A 16,746-nucleotide genomic window follows, 5' to 3' on the forward strand; every position below is an offset into this window, starting at 1 on the left:
TCGTACAGCGAGGAGAATCGAGCTGACGTGCCTCAGCGAGCGGCTTCCTCAGCCATGGCGAGCAGCTCGTCCACCGCCTTCCGGTCGGGCAGTGAAGGGCTGGCGCCGGGCAGCGTGGTCGCCAGGGCTCCGGCGGCCATTCCCCGGCGGACGGCAGTGGCGGTGTCGAGGCCCGCCGCGAGGGCCGCGCCCAGGAAGCCGGTGAAGGCGTCGCCCGCGGCGGTGGTGTCCACGGGAGTGACGGGGTAGGCGGGGAAGTGCCGGGTGCGTTCCTGGGTAACCGACACGGCGCCCGCTGATCCGAGCGTGATGAGCGCGTGCCCTACGCCGCGCTCGAGGAACCAGGCGGCGGCCCGCTCGGCCGACTCGACGTCGACGACCTCCACGCCGGTCAGCGCACCGGCCTCGCTCTCGTTGGGGGTGACGATGGCGACGTGCGGCCAGACGCGGTCGGGCAGCGGCTGCGCGGGCGCGGGATCGAGCACCACGGTCAGGCCGGCCCGCGCACCCGTCTCGGCCGCGTGACAGGCGACCTCCACAGGGGTTTCGAGCTGGAGGAGAAGCACGCTTGCCTTGCCGCGTACGGCCCGGATGCTCTCGTCCACCATTTCGGCGGTGAGGTCCGCGTTGGCGAGAGGGGTCATGACGATGTCGTTCTCACCCGACGCGTCGACCCTGATGTGCGCGACGCCCGTACGGTTGCCGACGGAGCGTACCTCCGACAACGCCACGCCGTGGGAGCGCAGCGCCGACGAGACGATCCCGCCGAACGGGTCCGTGCCGACGCAGCCGACCAGCCAGGTGGGCGCTCCCGCACGGGCGGCGGCGACCGCCTGGTTCGCGCCCTTCCCGCCGAGGACCACGGCGACGTCGTCGCCGAGGACGGTCTCTCCCCGGCGCGGGAGGCGGCGAGTGAAGGCGGTGACATCCGCGGAGATGCTCCCGACGACGATGACACCGTGCGGTTCCATGACGTTTCTCCTGTTTCGAGCTGTCAATGCTGAGTCGCGGCGGTCGGACGCCGCGGGCGCGCGGGGGCGGCGGCGAGTGGTGAGCGGCCGGCACGTGCCGCCGGTCCCGTCCGGCCGACCGCCCCTGCCGCATGGCCGGCACTCAGGAGGCCCGGCCGAGCTCCTCGATCGCGCCGATCATGAGATCCCAGAACCGGTCGCGGTCCAGCCCGATCCCGACGTTCGCGTTGGGCTCCCAGTCCATCCGCCGGTGGAGGTCGGCCACGGTCGCTCCCCGGGTGTGCGGGCCGTCCAGCTCGATCCGCAGGCCCACCCGCTCGTACGTCAGGACCGTGGGGTCGATCAGGTACGCCACCGTGATCGGGTCGTGCAGCGGCGGCGCCGGGAATCCCCACGTCTCGTGGTAGGTGGACCCGAAGAACGTGAGCAGTTCGACGCAGACGCGGGCGAGCGGGGTGCCGAGCGCCTCGATCCTGGCGAGCACGTCGGCGGTCACCAGCGCCTGGTGGCTGACGTTGAGCCCGACCCAGGTCGTCGGCACGCCGCTGCCGAGCACCTCCGCCGCCGCCTCCGGATCGGCGTACACGTTGAACTCCGCGTACGGCGTGTGGTTGCCGCGATCCGTGGAGCCACCCATGATCACGATTTCCCTGATCCGCTCGCGGTCCTCGGGGTGACGGCGGAGTAGCGTGGCGATGTTCGTCAGCGGGCCGATGGCCACCACGGTCACCGGCTCCGCGGAGGCCGCCAGCGTGTCGTGGATGAGGTCCACGCCGTGGCGGGGGTCGAGCGGGACGCTCGGCTCCCCGAACGCCGGGCCGTCCAGGCCGCTCTCCCCGTGCACGTAGTCGCCGATCTCCAGCGGCGCCGCGAGGGGCCGGTCGCAGCCGGCGGCGACCGGAACGCCGGTGACGCCGGCCAGGCTCAGCATCCGCCGGGCGTTGAGCGCGGTCTTCTCCACCGTCTGGTTCCCCGCGACCGTCGCGACCGCGCGCAGGTCGATCGCCGGGTGGGCCACAGCGAGCAGGATGGCCATGGCGTCGTCGTGCCCGGGGTCGCAGTCGAGGATCACCGGGATCGGCATGTCAGATCTCCTTCGCCAGCCAGCGGACCGCCCGCGTGAACAGGGTGCGGTAGCCGTCCCAGGAGACGAACTCCTCCGGGCACCAGTGCGGCGCGATGTCGGAGGCCCAGGCGAGCGTGCGCCCGGCCCCGGCCTCCCGTACGGCGAGCAGGGGGTCGCCGCCGACGGTCGCCAGCAGCGTCGCGTCCTCCGGCAGCGCGAACCGGTTGTAACCGAGCAGGCCGGGCCACTCAGCGGGAAGTCCGGCCACGATGGGGTGGGCGTCGTCGGCGAGCAGGCCGGGCACGCCCTGCGGGGTCTCGACGCGGTCGTCGTAGCGGGAGATCCGGGCGGGGAGCACCCGTTCGACCGCCGTGCCGGCGAAGGCCGCCTTGGCCTCGAAGCCCTGGAAGCTCAGGTAGCCGCCGGCCATGGCGAGGCCGCCGCCCTGCTCCACCCAGTCGGCCAGCAGGTCGATCCGGTTGACGGTCTTCTCGCTGGACAGCCAGGTGGACGGGTGCAGCAGGATGCTGTTGGCCCCGATGTCGGAGAGCACGACCACGTCGTAGGCGGCCAGCGCCTCGGGCGTGCCGGGGAACAACGCGGGCACGTCGTGCGCGGGCAGGTGGTCGACCTCGATGCCGTCGGCGACCAGGACGTCCCGCAGCGGATCGATTCCGGTGTGGTAGGTGGTCGAGGTGAACGCGTCGAAGCCCTTGTAGTGGGTCGACACGCTCACCCAAGACTCACCGGCGACCAGCACGCGGGTCATGAAAATCGTCTCCTTCTCTCTCTGTGTGTGTGATCAGTGGCCGCGCGCGGCGGCGAGGAAGAGCTCGCGCGGGTTGCCCGCGAGCATCTGGGTGGTGTCGTCGGCGGTCAGCCCGTGCCGGTGCAGGCGCGGGACGAAGTGGGTGAGGATGTGGGCGTAGCCGGTGCCGCCGTAGCGGACGAGCATGGTCTTCAGGAACACGTCCTGGGAGAGCAGGACCCGGTGCCCGAGCCCGGCGCGGACCAGCCAGGCCACCGCGGCGGCGTTCTCCTCGTCGCACGGGGACTGGCCCTCGCCCGGATAGAGGTAGTCCATGCCGCACATGTCGTAGCCGAGGTAGGCGCCGCGCAGGGCGAGGGACACCTGGTAGTCGCGGTCCGCCCCGCTGGGGTTGAGGTGCGAGAGCACGGTGCCGGCGAGCAGGCCGCCCTCCTCGGCTATGACGTCGAGCACGCGGTGGCCGTGCCGCACCCAGCCGGGGAGGTGGACCGAGAGCGGCACGCCGGTTCGGGCCTGCGCCCGGGCCGCGCCGCGCAGCACCTTCTCCTCCTCGGCGGTGAAGTCCGGCGAGACGCCGATCTCGCCGATCACACCCGCGCGGACGCCCTCGCCGGCGCCTCCGCCGACGCCTTCGGTCAGGTCGCGCTCGATCTCGTCGGCGACGTCCGTCGCGGTCATCGAGCGGACCCGGGCCGGATGGGTCTTCTCCAGGTAGAAACCGCAGCCCATGACGATGTTCAGCCCGGTGGCGCGGGCGATCGCGACCAGCTCGGCGGGCGCCCGCCCGATCCCCTCGGGGGTCACCTCGAGCAGCGTGCGCCCGCCGTGCCCGGCGAACCTGCGCACCTCCTCGATCGCGGTCCCCGTGTCGTCCAGCGACACGTTGTCGCGGGAGAGGTACGGGTCGTGGCGAAGCCTGCCGAGGAACTCCGTCCGTACGGGCTCGCGGGCGATCAGCTCGCCCTCGGCGTCACCCTCGGGCGCGGGGTGCCAGGCGCGAGCGCCGTCGTTGCGCAGGTGCTCGTGGCAGAGCGTGATCCCGAGGTCGTCGGGGGAGACCGGGCCGAGCACGGTCGTCACGGCCGGAGTCCGGGCTGAGGACGTCATTTTCGTATCGCCCCGAACTTCGCCCACACTTTGCTGTTGGCGAAGATGGCCAGCAGCAGGATGGCGCCCTGGACGATCTGCACGTAGAACGGCGAGACGTGCAGCAGCACCAGGCCGTTGGCGATCACGCCGAGCGTGAGCGCGCCGAGGATCGTGCCGAGCATGCTCGCCCGGCCGCCGAAGAGGCTGGTGCCGCCGAGCACGACGGCCGTGATGACCTCCAGCTCGAAGCCGGACCCGGCGTTGGACGAGCCGGAGCTGAGGCGGGTGGCGATCAGCACGCCCGCGACCGCCGCCGCCACGCCGGTCAGCATGTAGACCGTCAGCCCGACCTTCCGCGTGTTCACGCCGGTGCGGCGCAGCGACTCGCCGTTGGAGCCGAGGCCGATGACGTAGCGGCCGAACGGCGTCCGGGTGAGGACGAGCCAGCCGACGAGCGCGACGACCACGGCGAGGATGGCCGGGACGGGCACCCCGGCGATGCGGCCCTGGCCGATCTGGACGATCCAGAGGTCTCCGCTGATGGGGGTCGAGTATCCCTCGGTGGCGCGCAGCGCCGTACCCCGCATGATGGACAACATCGCGAGTGTGACGATGAATGGTGGGATGTTCTGATAGGAGGAGAACCACCCGTTCACGAACCCGATCAGCGCGCCGAGCGCGAGGATCGCGATCAGGGCGACGGTGGGGCTCCACCCGTGCTGCAGCACGATCGCGAGCAGCGACCCGGACAGCGCGACCGTGGAGCCGACCGACAGGTCGATGCCGGCGGTGCTGATCACGAACGTCATCGCGGTCGCGACGATCAGCGTGGGGGCGATCTGCCGCAACAGGTTGAGCAGGTTGCCCGTCGTGGCGAACCGGTCGGCGGAGAACGCGAAGAAGATCAGTAGGGCCACCAGCACGACCGCGATCGCGATCGTCTGCGCGTGCCGGCCGATGTGGGCGTTGGCCCGGGCCGACCTGGTGGTGACGACCCGCTGGCTGGTTCCGGTCCCGGTGGCGGTCACCGTCGGCTCCCCTCCTTCTCTCCCTCGTCGTGGGCGACGATCTCGGACACGAGCCGTTCGAGGCTGGTGTTCCGGGCGTCCAGGTCGGCCCTGAGCGTGCCCTCGTACATGACGCACAGCCGGTCGCAGACCCGGAAGAGGTCCTGCAGGCGGTGCGTGATGAGGATCACCGAGACACCCTGGGCCGAGACGGTCTTGATCAGTTCGAGGACGGTCTCGACCTCGGCGACGGCGAGCGCCGCCGTCGGCTCGTCGAGGATGAGCAACTTGGGCCCGAACGTCACCGCACGGGCGATGGCGACCGCCTGCCGCTGGCCGCCGGACAGCCCGCCGACGGGGATGTCGGTCAGCGGGATCCGGATGTTCAGTGCGTCCAGGTGGCGCCGGGCGTCCGCGTGCATCTTGCGTACGTCGAGCATCAGCCCGCCGGCCTTACGCGGCTCCCTGCCGAGGAACAGGTTCCCGGCCACGTCGATGTCGTCGCAGAGCGCGAGGTCCTGGTAGACCATCTCGATGCCCAGCTCGCGGGCGTCCTTCGGGTTGGCGAAGGCGACCGGCCGGCCGTCGAAGACAATCTCGCCGGAGTCCGGCACGACGGCGCCGGCCAGCACCTTCATGAGGGTGGACTTGCCGGCCGCGTTGTCGCCGACGAGCCCCACCACCTCTCCGGGGCCGACGCGCAGCGTCACGCCGCGCAGCGCGTCGACCATTCCGTAGCGCTTGCGGATGTCGCGCATGACCACTCGGTCAACGCGACCCGGCTCTTGGTCCGTCATATGAGTTCCTTCGCCGCTCACTTGAAGGTGGCGCGGTACGGGTCGACGTTGTCCTTGGTCACGATCGTCACCGGCACGTCGATCTTCTTCTTGGCCTGGGCGCCGCCGACCAGGGCCTTGGCCTCCTTGACGGCCTCGTAGCCCTCGGTCTTCGGGTCCTGCTGGACCACGCCGGCGACGAACCCCTCGTCGATGCCGTTGATGGCCTCCTTGGTCAGGTCCCAGCCGAAGACCTTGACCCGGTCGGCCGCGTTCTGCGACTTCACGGCGGCGACCGTGCCGAGCAGGGCCGGCTCGCCCGTGGCGTACACGATGTTCATGTCGGAGCGGGAGGTGAGCAGGTTCTCCGCGGCCGTCATCGCGGTCTCCTGCTTGTTCTGCCCGTCGACGGTCTGCACGATCTTCGCGCCGGCGCCCTCGACGGTCTTGTTGAAGTCGTCCTTGCGGATGTTCTGGATGAAGGAGTTCAGCGCGCCCACCACGCCGATCTTCGGTGCGCTCACGCCCTGCGCCTGGGCCCACTTGTTGACGAAGTCGCCCGCCTGCTGGGCCGCCGCGGCGTTGTCCACGCCCACCTGGGTGTCCACGGCGGGCGAGTCGACGATCGCGTCCACGGCGACGACCTTCAGCCCGGCGTCCTTGGCGATCTTCACGGCGGGCTTGATGCCCTCGACGTCGATGGCGACCACGATGACCGCGTCGAACTGCTGCTGGACGAAGTTGTCGATGGCCTCGTTCTGCTTGGCCGCGTCGTCGTTGGCGTTGAAGATCGTGAGATCGACGTTCGCCTCCTTCGCCGCCTGCTGGGCGCCGGCGTTCATCTCGTTGAAGAAGATCGCCTGCTGGTTGATCTGGACGAGCCCGACCCGCGGCCGGTCCTCGCCGGAGCCCCCGGAAGAGCCGGAGTCGCCTGAACTGCCGCAGGCCGCCGACAGCAGCCCGGTGGCCAGGATCGTCGTCGCCGCTGTCAGGCGGATGAGCCTCGTGGATCGCGCCATGAGATGAGCCTTTCGGGGGGGCGGGAAGGAGTGAGATCGATTGGGTAATCGATTACCCGGTTTTCGGGCATGCTAGTAGGCCCAAAAAAGGCACGTCAAGGGTGCGATTTCCTCACAGAACCTCTATCGTTTCCTGTGATCCTGGCGGCGACACGCTCGGCAAGGTCGATTGTCGGTAAAGATCAAGGGAAATCGATTACACGATGGGCGTGACGATTCACGACGTGGCACGAGCGGCCGGCGTCTCCGTGGCCTCGGCCTCCCGTGCCCTCTCGGGGCGGCGCAGGGTCACGCCCGAGATCGCCGAGCGGGTGGCGCGCGCCGTCGCCGAACTCGGCTACCAGCCGAACGCGGTCGCCAAGGCGCTGCGCGACCAGACCACCGGCACCATCGGCATGGTCGTCCCTGGCATCGGCAACCCGTTCTTCACCACGATCGTCGAGGCCGTGGAGCGCGAGCTGCAGAACTCCGGCACCGACCTGCTGCTGTGCGCGTCCCAGTACAGCCCGCAGGTCGAGGCCAGGAGGCTGGAGACCCTGCTGGCCCGGCGCGTGGACGGACTGATCATCAGCCCGTGCGACATCGAGGCCAGCGTACCCGCGGTGCTGGACGCGGCCCGCCGGGTGCCGCTGGTGCAGGTCGACCGCTACATCGAGGGCGGCGGGGCCGACTGGGTGGGCGTGGACGACGAGGCCGGGGTCACCCTGGCGGCCGAGCACGTGATCGCGGGCGGGGCCCGCTCGGTGTCCTTCGCGGGCAGCCGGCCGGTGAGCTCCTCCGCCCGCTTGCGGCTCAGCGGGTTCGAACGTGCCGCGGCGCGGGCCGGCGTGGAGGTCCTGCCGCCGCTGCTGGGCGAGTTCACCCTCGAATGGGGCGTCGAGGCCGGGCGAAGGCTGCTCGACGCCGGCCGGCTGCCGGACGCGGTCGTCTGCGCGAACGACGAGATCGCCGTGGGCCTGGTGCGGTCGCTGCGGCTCGGCGGGGTGCGCGTCCCCGAGGACGTGGCCGTGGTGGGGTTCGACGACGTGGGACACGCGACGATGTGCGACCCGCCGCTCAGCACCGTGCGCCAGCCGGTGGAGGAGATGGCGGCGGAGGCCGTACGTCTGCTCGGCCAGGTCAAGGCGGGCGACCCCCGGCCCGCACAGCGCATCGCCATCGCTCCCAGGCTCGTCGTACGGCAGACCAGCCGACCGGTGACGGCCAGCGTCGCGGAGTGAGTGACGAGCGGTGCAAGTGACGAAAGGAGGCCGCGTGAACGAGGCGGTTGAGCTGGCGCGCGAGCTGATCAGGATCGACTCGGTGGGCGGGGGCGAGGCCGCGGTGGCCGGCCCGCTCGCGAGACGGCTGTCGGAGGCCGGTTTCGCGGTGCGTACGCACGAGCACGCGCCCGGCCGCACCGGACTGGTCGCCCGCTGGGGGACGGGCGAGCCGGTGACGCTGACCGGGCACCTCGACACGGTGCCTCTGGGCGGGCAGGCGTGGCGGCACGCGCCGCACGACGCGGAGATCGACGGCGATCGCCTGTACGGGCGCGGTTCGAGCGACATGAAGGCCGGCGTCGCCGCGCTGGTGGTAGCCGCCGAGCGGCACGTACGCCGCACCGGACCGAAGGTCGCCCTGGAGCTGATCTTCACCGTGGGCGAGGAGACCGGCTGCGAGGGCGCGATCGGCATGGTGGCCGAGGGTCTGGTGAGCAGGTCGCGTGCCCTGCTCGTGGCCGAGCCGACAGCCAACCGGGTGCTGCTCGGGCACAAGGGCGCGCTCTGGCTGGAGGCGACCACGCGAGGCACGACGGCGCACGGCTCGATGCCCCACCTGGGTGACAACGCGATCTACAAACTCGCCCGCGCGATCGGCGTCATCGAGAAGTTCGACCCCGGGGTGCCGGAACACCCCTGGCTCGGTCCGTCCACGGTGAACGTGGGAACCGCGCGCGGCGGGATCAACGTGAACTCCGTGCCCGACCTGGCCGCCGCGACCATCGACCTGCGCACCGTCGCCGGTCAGGACCACGGACGACTTCGCGAGCGGTTGCAGGCCGCGCTCGGCGGCGAGGCGACCCTCGGCGTGCTCGTGGACCTGCCCGCGATCTGGACGGACCCGGACGATCCCTTCGTCCGGGCCCTGGTCGAGGCGGGAGCGGGTGCGCCCGGCGATCGTCCGGCCGCCAGCTACTTCACCGACGCCTCGATCCTCACCGCCGCCTGTGGCGGGGCGCCCACGGTCGTGTGCGGCCCGGGTGAGCCCGAGCAGGCGCACGTCACCGACGAGTACTGCATGGTCCACCGCATCGAGGAAGCCGTCGAGATCTACACTGCCGCCCTCGCGCGGTTCACCTGATCGTGTGACGTCTCTTGGGGTAGGCGGGGTCGGGATGCCGGCCGCCGGCGAACACCCGATCCTGTACGGCGATCGCCGCGAGGTCGCAGGCCCAGCGGCGCCACCCGAGGCGCGGGTGTTGGACGCGTTTTGCGGATATTCGGCCATGCGATGACCGCCATCTGCCCCAGTTGAGGGCATTACCCGAGGTGAGGGGACGCGAGGAGGTGAGCGATGGTCCGGCTGGGCGATTTCCTGGCACGGTTCCGGCCCTCCGGCGTTCCCGGGGCAGCGGCCCCTTCAGGCGTACCCGCCGATTACGCGGCGGAGCAGGTGGACGAACTGGAGCCGGTGTTCGCGGCCCTCGCCGGCGTCCAGGCCGCATGCGCGGACAAGCGGGAACGCGCCGAGCGCCGTGCCGGAGAGGTGCACGCGCACGCCCGCGATCAGGCCGCGGCCATGGTGGCCTCCGCCCGCGCGGAGGCGGACGCGGAGCGCGCCAGGGCGGCCGCGCACGTCCGCGACCGGGACGAACAGGCGGTCGCGGAGCTCATGCGGGAGGCCGCGGCAGCCGCCGAGGAGGTCCGCAGGCGCTCGGCCGAGCGGATGCCGGAGATGGTGGCCCGGGTCACCGGCCTGGTCAGATCCTTGGCCGATGAGCCGTCATGACCGCTTCGTGGGTCGCGGGGGCGACACCGGCCAGGTCTCTCGCCCGGCGCAGGGCGGGGGCGGGCGGTGCGCGGCGCATCGCGGCATGCGGGTCCGTCCACGAGGCGGTGGCCCTGCTGGGCGAGACGCCGTACGGACATGACGTGCGGCGCGGGGAAAGTCTGGCGCAGGCCCAGTGGGGGGTGTACGCCACACTGCTGTGGCACCTGCGGGTGCTGGCCGGCTGGTTGCCCCGGCAGGGAGGGCAGCAGGTCCGCGTGCTGGCGCGCTGGTTCGAACTCGCCAACGTGGATGAGCTGATCTGCCGGCTCTCGGGAGGCGAGGCGGAGCCGGAGTTCGCCTTGGGCTCGCTGGGCACCGCATGGGAGCGGCTGCGGCTGTGTGGGTCCCTCCCCGACGTACGAGCGGTGCTGGCCGCTTCCCCGTGGGGGGATCCGGGTGGTTCCGGCGCTCGCGAGATCCAGGTGGGCATGCGCCTGGCCTGGGCGGAACGGGTCGTCGAGTCCGTTCCGCAGGCCAGGTCGTGGGCGTTGGGAGCGACCGCGCTGCTGCTCGCCCGTACGCGCCTGGCGGAGGGCGCCGAGCCGGCCGGGCAGGCGCGGGGGCGCTGCCGGACGCTCCTCGGGAGCGCCGCCCTGGAGGCGGCCTCGATCGGCGAGATGGCCGAGGTCCTGCCCGCGGCGGCCCGCTGGGTGCTGCGCGAGATCGAGCATCCGGATGAGCTGTGGCGGGGCGAGGAACACTGGTGGCAGCGTGTGGAAGAGGAAGGGCGCACTCTCCTGGCCGGTGGGGGATTCGCGGCGGGTCCGGTCCTCGGCTCCGTCGCCGTCCTGGCGGCGGACGCGCGGCGGGTGCGCGCCGCCCTGGAACTGGCCGCGCGGCCGTGACCGCGACGCGCTCACCTGAGCGGGTCCGCCGGGGGCCGGTGCCATGAGCTGGCGGGAGGCGCTGCGGCCGGTCCGTATGGAGCGGGTGGCGATCGTCGCCGCCGTGCGCTCGCTGGACGACGTGCTGCGGATCGTGGGGCGGGCGGGGGTCGTGGAGCTGTCCACGCCGCCTGACGCGCCCCTGGGGGAGGTCTCGAAGAGCGCCGTCGTACGCGGTGAGGTGGCGGCCCTCGCCGGCTGGACGCCCGCCAAGGTCGTCTCCGAACTCGCGGCCCAGGTGGCGCCCGAGGGCGGGGCCGTGGTGCCGCTCGCCCGCCCCCGCGACAAGGAGGCCCCGTCCCTGCTGCGCTCCGAAGGTCTGCACGGCAACCTGGCCCCGCTCGTCGACACCTACGGGACGACGCCGTACGCCGACCTCGATCCGACACCTCTGGCCGTCGGCGCGTACGTGCTGATGTTCGGCATGATGTTCGGCGACGTGGGCCACGGCCTGCTGCTGGTGGTCGCGGCGGCCGGGTTGTATCGCAAGCGCCCGCGCTGGTTGTCCCGTTTTCACCGCGCGTGGCCGTTCGCCCTCGGCGCGGGTCTGGCGAGCATGGTCTTCGGCCTGCTCTACGGCGATTTCTTCGGGCCCACGGGCGTCGTCCCGGTGCTCTGGCTCCGGCCGCTGGCCGACCCGATCAGCCTCCTCGGCGCCGCGCTCGCCGGCGGCGCGCTGCTGCTCGCGCTCTCCTACCTGCTGGGTGTGGTGAACCGGTGGAGGGAGGGCGGCTGGCCTGCCACCCTCTACTCCCCGGCAGGGGTCGCGGGCGCGGCCCTGTTCTTCGGGCTGGGGCTCGCGTTGCTCGGGTGGTACGCGAAGCTCGGCTGGCCGGCCGTTCTCGGCGGCGTGATCGCGGCCTTCGGCGTGGTCCTGGCCTTCACCGGGTTCTACGCCGAAGCGGGAGGCGGCGTGAGCGGGACCGCCCAAGGGGTGGTCCGGCTTCTCGACACGGTCGTCCGGCTGGGCGCCAATGTCGCCTCCTTCGCCCGGCTCGCCGCCTTCGGCCTCACCCACGCCGCCATCGGAGCGATCGTCTGGAGCGCCACCACCGGGCTGTGGGCCGCCGTTCCCCTCGTCGCGGTGGCGGTGTTCCTGCTGGGGAACGTGCTGGCTCTGGCCCTCGAAGGGCTGGTGGCAGGTGTCCAGGCGCTGCGCCTGGAGTACTACGAGCTGTTCTCCAAGGTCTTCCAGGCCGAGGGGCGGCCGTTCCGCCCCTGGCATCTGCCGGCGGCGCCCAAGGAGGAGGCGACCTCATGTCCGTGTGGCTGAAACGGGGGTTGCACGCGCTCAACGCGGCCATCGCGCTCGCCGCGGTCGTCCTGGCGGTCTCCGCCGTGACGGCGGGTTCCGCTCAGGGGACGGCGACGGCCGAGGCCGCGGCAGGCAACGGGGCGGCCCTGCTCGGTGCGGCGATCGCGGTCGCAGGCTCGGCGATCGGCGCGGGCATCGCCGTCGCCTACACGGGAGCCGCGGCGCTCGCCGCGATGAGCGAGCGGCCCGAACTGTTCGGGCGGGCCATCGTCATCGTCGGCCTCGCGGAAGGGATCGCCATCTACGGGCTCGTCATCGGCATCATTCTCATCGGACGGGCCTGACCGGCCATGGCGACCGTCGCGGTGATCGGTGAGACCGCCCGCGTGACGGGCTTCCGGCTCGCCGGAGCGGTCGTCCGTCCTGCCGACACCCGGGTGGCCGCCCGCGCGGCATGGGACTCCCTCGGTGACGACGTGGCCGTGGTGTTCCTCACCCCGGAAGCGGCCGAGGCCGTCGGCGAGAGCGCGGGCGAGAGACTGACGGTGGTGATGCCGCCGTGACGACCATGCGGGACGCGCTGGCTCCACTGGCCGAGGCGCTTTCCAGGCAGGCCGAGATCGACGCCCGGGCGATCGCCGCCAGGGCTGAGGACGAGGCCGCCGAACTGGTCGCCGCCGCCCGGCGGGACGCTCGGGCCGTCCTCGACGGCGCCCGGTCGGAGGGAGCGGCCCAGGCCGCGGCGGACGCGGTCACCAGCCGGGTCGAGGCCGAGCGCCGCGCCCGCCGCATGGAGCTCGCCGCCCAGCGGGAAGCCCTGGACGAGTTGTGCGCACGGTCTGCCGCCGCGGTCGGAGCACTGCGCGACGACCCCTGCTACCCGAGGCTGCTCGACCGGCTGGGCGACCTGGCGCGCGCCTCCGGCGGAGCCGACCTGGTCGTCGAGGTGCAGCCCGACGGCGGCCTGCTGGCGAAGGGGCGGGGGCGGCGCGTCGACTGCACGCTCGGCTGGCTGGCCGTACGTGCCGTGGACGCGCTCGGAGGGGAGGTGCGGCGGCTGTGGGCACCGTGACCCGGGTCAACGGGCCCTTGGTCGAGGTCCGGGACCTCGCCGGTGCGGCCATGTTCGAGCTGGTCCTGCTCGGGCCGTACAGGCTGCCGGGCGAGATCGTCAGGCTGAGCGGCAGCCACGCCACGGTGCAGGCGTACGAGTACACCGGCGGGCTGGCGCCGGGCGACCCCGCCGACCGTGGCGGAGCCCCCCTCTCGGCCCTGCTGGGCCCCCACCTGCTCGGCGGGGTGTACGACGGTCTGCTCCGGCCGCTCACCGGCGCGGGCACCTGGCTGGACCCGGCCGTGTCCTCGTCCGCGGCCGTCGCCCGCTCGTGGCAATTCACGCCGCTGGTCGGCCAGGGCGGGCGGGCGGCGCCGGGCACGGCCATCGGGCGCGTCGAGGACGCGGGCTCGCTGCCCTATCTGGTGCTGTCGCCAGGAGGCGAGGTCTCCGCGATCAGCCGTCCTGGCCGATACCCGCACGACGCCGCGGTCGCGGTCGTCGGCGGAACCGAGGTCCGGCTGACCCGCAGCCGGCAGGTGCGTCAGGCGCTGCCCTACGCGTCGCGGCTGGACGAGGCGGTGCCGCTCGTCACGGGGCAGCGGACCATAGACCTGCTCCTGCCCGTGTGCCTCGGGGGCACCGCGGCCGTGCCCGGCGGGTTCGGCACGGGCAAGACCGTGCTCCTGCAGCAGATCGCGAAGTGGTGCGACGCCGATGTGGTGATCTACGTCGGCTGCGGTGAGCGCGGCAACGAGATGGCGGACGTCGTGGCCGAGCTCGCCGAGCTGCCGGACCCTCGTACAGGAGGGCGGCTCATCGAGCGGACCGTCGTGATCGCCAACACCTCCAACATGCCGATGATGGCGCGCGAGACCAGCATCTACACCGGAGTCACGGTCGCCGAGCACTTCCGCGACATGGGCTACGCCGCGGTGGTCATCGCGGACTCGACCTCCCGCTGGGCCGAGGCGCTGCGGGAGTTCGCCTCCCGCAGCGGAACCCTCCCCGCCGAGGAGGGTTACCCGGCCGACCTGGCCTCTGCTCTCGCCGCGTTCTACGAGCGAGCCGGACGGGTCGTCACCCTGGGCGGCGACACGGGGTCGGTGACGATCATCGGGGCCGTCTCGCCCCCGGGCGGGGATCTGACCGAACCCGTCACGACGCAGACCGAGCGGTTCGTCCGGACGTTGTGGGCCCTGGACCGCGACCTGGCCTACGCGCGGCACTATCCGGCGATCTCCTGGCGCGAATCCTTCTCCCGCGACGCCGGCGCCCTGACGCGACACGATCCCGAGAACGCCTCCCGCCGCGCGCGCGTGGGACGCCTGCTGGCGGAGGCCGACCGGTTGACCACGCTGGCCGAACTGGTCGGGGCGGGCGCTCTGCCCGCCCGCGAGCGCATCGGCCTGCTGGCCGGGCGGTTGCTGCGAGAGGGGTTCCTGCGGCAGAGCTCGCTGAGCGTGCGGGACGCGTACTGCCGGGCGTCCCGGACCGCACTCATCGCCGACGCGCTGCTGGCGGTCGTGGAGCGCTGCCAGGACCTGGTCGAGCACGATGTTCCCGCCGCCGCGGTCGAAGATCGCGATTTCTCCCCCGTCCTGCGGGCCAAGGAAGCGCCGGAGGGAGAGATCGCGGCACGGCGCGACGCCGTGCTGAACGATCTGGAGACGCTGCGGTGAGCACGTGGGCCCCGGTCGAGTACACCGGCGTGGCGGAACTGCGCGGGCCGCTCGTCATCGTCAGGGGAGTCCGGAACGTCGGCTGGGACGAGTACGCCACGATCATCCTCGAGTCCGGCGAGCGAAGGCACGGCCTCGTCCTCGATGTCGATCGCGATCTCGCCGTGGTCCAGGTCCTCGAAGGCACCGGAGGGCTGGGGGCGGAGACGACCCGGGTCACCTTCGCGGGAAGCCCGCTGCGCGTGCCGGTCGGAGCCGGGTGGCAGGGCCGCGTCTGCAACGGGCGTGGCCGGCCGCTGGACGGCGGCCCGCCGATCCTCGGCGACGACAGCGCCCCGGTGGCCGGCTTCCCGATGAATCCCACCGTACGGCAGCCCCCCACAGAACCCGTGATCACCGGCGTCTCCGCCATCGACGCGCTGACCACCTTGGTCCGCGGCCAGAAACTGGCCGTCTTCGCCGAAGGCGGCCTGCCCCATCTGGAACTCGCCGCCCAGGTGGCCGCCCAGGCTCACACCGGCGGCGAGCCGTTCAGCGTCATCTTCGCGGCCATGGGTCTGACCCATGGCGACGCGGCGACCGTACGCGACATCCTCGAGAGGCGCTCGTCGGCCGCGGAGCTGACGCTGCTGCTCAACCTCGCCGGCGACCCCGTGATCGAACGGCTGCTCACACCCCGGATAGCGCTGACGGTGGCCGAGCATCTGGCGTTCGTCCTGCGGCGTCATGTCCTCGTCGTGCTGGCCGACATGACGAGCTACTGCGAGGCCCTGCGCGAGGTCTCCGCCGCTCGTGGGGAGATTCCGGCCCGCCGGGCGTACCCCGGCTACCTCTACAGCGACCTGGCCTCCATCTACGAGCGGTGTGGCCGTATCCGGGGACGGCCCGGCTCCGTCACCGTGCTGCCGGTGCTGAGCATGCCCGGCGGAGACATCACGCATCCCGTCCCCGATCTCACCGGGTACATCACCGAGGGCCAGATCCTGCTGAGCCGCGAGGTCCCCTCGTACCCGCACATCGACCCGCTGTCGTCCCTGTCCCGCATGATGCGCGCGGGAGCCGGCGAGGGACGGACCCGGCCGGAGCATCTGGACCTGGCCGCGCAGATTCTGGCGGGCCTGTCCCGGGCCCGCCAGGCCGGCGAACTCGCCGACCTGGTGGGAGAGAGCGCGCTTACCCGGACCGACCGCCGCTACCTGGCCATGGCGCAGGCCTTCCTGGTCGGCCTGCTGGCCCAGAGGCCGGACGAGGCCCGCACGCTGGCGGACACGTTCGACCGGGCCTGGCAGGTGGTTTCCGTGCTGCCGCGCAGCGAACTGTCGATGCTCGGCGAGCAGGCGCTGGAAGCGGGCTACCGGGGACAGGAATGAAACTGAGGATCCCACCTGGTCGTGGCGGACGTATCTGGCTCCGCCGCCGGCTGGCCGCCGTCCGCCACGGACTCGACGTGCTCGACAGGAAGCTGCGTCTCCTCCGACGGGAACAGGACCGGCTCGCCCGGAACGCGGAACGGACCAAGGCGGAGTGGTTCACCGCCTGCCGGGCCGCCGACGAATGGCTCCTGCGCTTGACCCGGCTCGGCGGCCAGCGGGCCGTACGCCTGGCGGCCGGCGACCGCACCGCCGACGTACGTGTGCACTGGGCGGACGTCCTCGGAACGAGCTATCCGGACCGGGTCGCCTGCACGCTGCCCGACCTCGACGCGGAGGCTCTCCTGCCGATCACCACGGCTCTCGTTCCCGCCAGGCACGCCTACCGCGCCGCCCTGCGCGCCGGGCTGGAGCACGCGATCGCCGCGGAGGCCGCGCGGATCGTGTCGGCCGACATCGCCACGACGAAACGCAGGATCCGCGCACTCGAAGATCGTCTGCTTCCCGGTCTGGAGGAGGCACTAGCCGCCGTCGAGCTGTCGCTGGACGAGATGGAGCGAGCCGACGCCGACCGCGTGCGCCGTGTCATCGGCACCAGGCCGGAGCCACCGGACGGGTGAACCGGACCCGGCTCGCGGAGGCGCGGTGCCCTCGCGTTCGACGGCGGCGACGTGGGCCTCGATCCCGGCGTCCACGAGAAACCAGGCGAAGCTCGGGTCGTCGCCGGGCCGCTGCCCGCAGAGGCCGACCTCGCACCCATGGGCGTGCACG

At 72.4% G+C, this 16,746-nt stretch carries 18 protein-coding genes; 11 read left to right on the plus strand and 7 right to left on the minus strand.

The window, feature by feature from the left end:
• Positions 1-32 precede the first annotated feature (32 nt).
• From BMW85_RS15220 to BMW85_RS15250, 7 genes are all read right to left on the minus strand, one after another.
• On the minus strand, positions 33-971 hold the full coding sequence (locus BMW85_RS15220; protein ID WP_091081695.1) for a ribokinase: 939 nt from the start codon (positions 969-971) through the stop codon (positions 33-35).
• Between the two features lie 142 nt (positions 972-1,113).
• Positions 1,114-2,055 (minus strand): nucleoside hydrolase, encoded by a 942-nt coding sequence (locus tag BMW85_RS15225; protein WP_091081697.1) that lies wholly within the window; start codon positions 2,053-2,055, stop codon positions 1,114-1,116.
• A gap of 1 nt (position 2,056) precedes the next feature.
• Entirely contained in the window at positions 2,057-2,806 is a 750-nt protein-coding gene (locus BMW85_RS15230) for a glutamine amidotransferase (protein WP_091081698.1), read from the minus strand.
• A gap of 33 nt (positions 2,807-2,839) precedes the next feature.
• Positions 2,840-3,886 (minus strand): phosphotriesterase family protein, encoded by a 1,047-nt coding sequence (locus BMW85_RS15235; RefSeq protein ID WP_218155788.1) that lies wholly within the window; start codon positions 3,884-3,886, stop codon positions 2,840-2,842.
• Between the two features lie 23 nt (positions 3,887-3,909).
• Positions 3,910-4,923 carry an ABC transporter permease gene (locus BMW85_RS15240; RefSeq protein ID WP_091081701.1) on the minus strand — a complete coding sequence of 338 codons (1,014 nt, stop codon included), beginning with the start codon at positions 4,921-4,923 and terminating at the stop codon, positions 3,910-3,912.
• On the minus strand, positions 4,920-5,660 hold the full coding sequence (locus BMW85_RS15245) for an ATP-binding cassette domain-containing protein (RefSeq protein ID WP_177240692.1): 741 nt from the start codon (positions 5,658-5,660) through the stop codon (positions 4,920-4,922). Before BMW85_RS15245 ends, BMW85_RS15240 begins: the two co-directional genes overlap by 4 nt.
• 56 nt (positions 5,661-5,716) lie before the next feature.
• The gene (locus BMW85_RS15250; RefSeq protein WP_091081704.1) at positions 5,717-6,697 is read right to left on the minus strand and encodes a substrate-binding domain-containing protein; all 981 of its coding nucleotides are present in this window, start codon (positions 6,695-6,697) and stop codon (positions 5,717-5,719) included.
• A 203-nt stretch (positions 6,698-6,900) separates the two neighbouring features.
• Here BMW85_RS15250 and BMW85_RS15255 point away from each other — a divergent pair, with 203 nt between their 5' ends.
• From BMW85_RS15255 to BMW85_RS15310, 11 genes are all read left to right on the plus strand, one after another.
• Complete coding sequence (locus BMW85_RS15255; protein ID WP_091081705.1) at positions 6,901-7,917, plus strand: LacI family DNA-binding transcriptional regulator; 1,017 nt, start codon at positions 6,901-6,903, stop codon at positions 7,915-7,917.
• A 34-nt stretch (positions 7,918-7,951) separates the two neighbouring features.
• Positions 7,952-9,040, plus strand: coding sequence for a M20 family metallopeptidase (locus tag BMW85_RS15260; protein WP_091081707.1), 1,089 nt, complete (start codon positions 7,952-7,954; stop codon positions 9,038-9,040).
• A gap of 213 nt (positions 9,041-9,253) precedes the next feature.
• Positions 9,254-9,688: a hypothetical protein gene (locus tag BMW85_RS15270; RefSeq protein ID WP_091081710.1), complete on the plus strand. Its 435-nt coding sequence runs from the start codon at positions 9,254-9,256 to the stop codon at positions 9,686-9,688.
• Positions 9,685-10,575 (plus strand): hypothetical protein, encoded by an 891-nt coding sequence (locus BMW85_RS15275; RefSeq protein ID WP_091081712.1) that lies wholly within the window; start codon positions 9,685-9,687, stop codon positions 10,573-10,575. The genes BMW85_RS15270 and BMW85_RS15275 overlap by 4 nt, the downstream gene beginning before the upstream one ends.
• 43 nt (positions 10,576-10,618) lie before the next feature.
• Entirely contained in the window at positions 10,619-11,887 is a 1,269-nt protein-coding gene (locus tag BMW85_RS15280; protein ID WP_218155789.1) for a V-type ATPase 116kDa subunit family protein, read from the plus strand.
• Entirely contained in the window at positions 11,872-12,213 is a 342-nt protein-coding gene (locus BMW85_RS15285) for an ATP synthase subunit C (RefSeq protein WP_091081715.1), read from the plus strand. The genes BMW85_RS15280 and BMW85_RS15285 overlap by 16 nt, the downstream gene beginning before the upstream one ends.
• A 6-nt stretch (positions 12,214-12,219) precedes the next feature.
• Entirely contained in the window at positions 12,220-12,432 is a 213-nt protein-coding gene (locus BMW85_RS15290) for a V-type ATP synthase subunit F (RefSeq protein WP_091081717.1), read from the plus strand.
• 5 nt (positions 12,433-12,437) lie between these two features.
• Positions 12,438-12,941: a V-type ATP synthase subunit E family protein gene (locus BMW85_RS15295; RefSeq protein ID WP_245774821.1), complete on the plus strand. Its 504-nt coding sequence runs from the start codon at positions 12,438-12,440 to the stop codon at positions 12,939-12,941.
• Positions 12,929-14,605 carry a V-type ATP synthase subunit A gene (locus tag BMW85_RS15300; RefSeq protein ID WP_177240693.1) on the plus strand — a complete coding sequence of 559 codons (1,677 nt, stop codon included), beginning with the start codon at positions 12,929-12,931 and terminating at the stop codon, positions 14,603-14,605. Before BMW85_RS15295 ends, BMW85_RS15300 begins: the two co-directional genes overlap by 13 nt.
• Positions 14,602-15,975: a V-type ATP synthase subunit B gene (locus tag BMW85_RS15305; RefSeq protein WP_091081720.1), complete on the plus strand. Its 1,374-nt coding sequence runs from the start codon at positions 14,602-14,604 to the stop codon at positions 15,973-15,975. The genes BMW85_RS15300 and BMW85_RS15305 overlap by 4 nt, the downstream gene beginning before the upstream one ends.
• Positions 15,972-16,595 carry a V-type ATP synthase subunit D gene (locus tag BMW85_RS15310; RefSeq protein WP_091081722.1) on the plus strand — a complete coding sequence of 208 codons (624 nt, stop codon included), beginning with the start codon at positions 15,972-15,974 and terminating at the stop codon, positions 16,593-16,595. Before BMW85_RS15305 ends, BMW85_RS15310 begins: the two co-directional genes overlap by 4 nt.
• Positions 16,596-16,746: the final 151 nt, after the last annotated feature.

The organism is Nonomuraea wenchangensis (genome assembly GCF_900111685.1).
GTDB lineage: Bacteria > Actinomycetota > Actinomycetes > Streptosporangiales > Streptosporangiaceae > Nonomuraea > Nonomuraea wenchangensis.

Excerpts from the sequence above, each read along its gene's own strand:
- BMW85_RS15220 (WP_091081695.1), bottom strand. The coding sequence starts at position 971 with ATGGAACCGCACGGTGTCATCGTCGTCGGGAGCATCTCCGCGGATGTC.
- BMW85_RS15225 (WP_091081697.1), bottom strand. The coding sequence starts at position 2,055 with ATGCCGATCCCGGTGATCCTCGACTGCGACCCCGGGCACGACGACGCC.
- BMW85_RS15230 (WP_091081698.1), bottom strand. The coding sequence starts at position 2,806 with ATGACCCGCGTGCTGGTCGCCGGTGAGTCTTGGGTGAGCGTGTCGACC.
- BMW85_RS15245 (WP_177240692.1), bottom strand. The coding sequence starts at position 5,660 with ATGCGCGACATCCGCAAGCGCTACGGAATGGTCGACGCGCTGCGCGGC.
- BMW85_RS15250 (WP_091081704.1), bottom strand. The coding sequence starts at position 6,697 with ATGGCGCGATCCACGAGGCTCATCCGCCTGACAGCGGCGACGACGATC.
- BMW85_RS15255 (WP_091081705.1), top strand. The coding sequence starts at position 6,901 with ATGGGCGTGACGATTCACGACGTGGCACGAGCGGCCGGCGTCTCCGTG.
- BMW85_RS15270 (WP_091081710.1), top strand. The coding sequence starts at position 9,254 with ATGGTCCGGCTGGGCGATTTCCTGGCACGGTTCCGGCCCTCCGGCGTT.
- BMW85_RS15275 (WP_091081712.1), top strand. The coding sequence starts at position 9,685 with ATGACCGCTTCGTGGGTCGCGGGGGCGACACCGGCCAGGTCTCTCGCC.
- BMW85_RS15280 (WP_218155789.1), top strand. The coding sequence starts at position 10,619 with ATGAGCTGGCGGGAGGCGCTGCGGCCGGTCCGTATGGAGCGGGTGGCG.
- BMW85_RS15285 (WP_091081715.1), top strand. The coding sequence starts at position 11,872 with ATGTCCGTGTGGCTGAAACGGGGGTTGCACGCGCTCAACGCGGCCATC.
- BMW85_RS15290 (WP_091081717.1), top strand. The coding sequence starts at position 12,220 with ATGGCGACCGTCGCGGTGATCGGTGAGACCGCCCGCGTGACGGGCTTC.
- BMW85_RS15295 (WP_245774821.1), top strand. The coding sequence starts at position 12,438 with ATGCGGGACGCGCTGGCTCCACTGGCCGAGGCGCTTTCCAGGCAGGCC.
- BMW85_RS15310 (WP_091081722.1), top strand. The coding sequence starts at position 15,972 with ATGAAACTGAGGATCCCACCTGGTCGTGGCGGACGTATCTGGCTCCGC.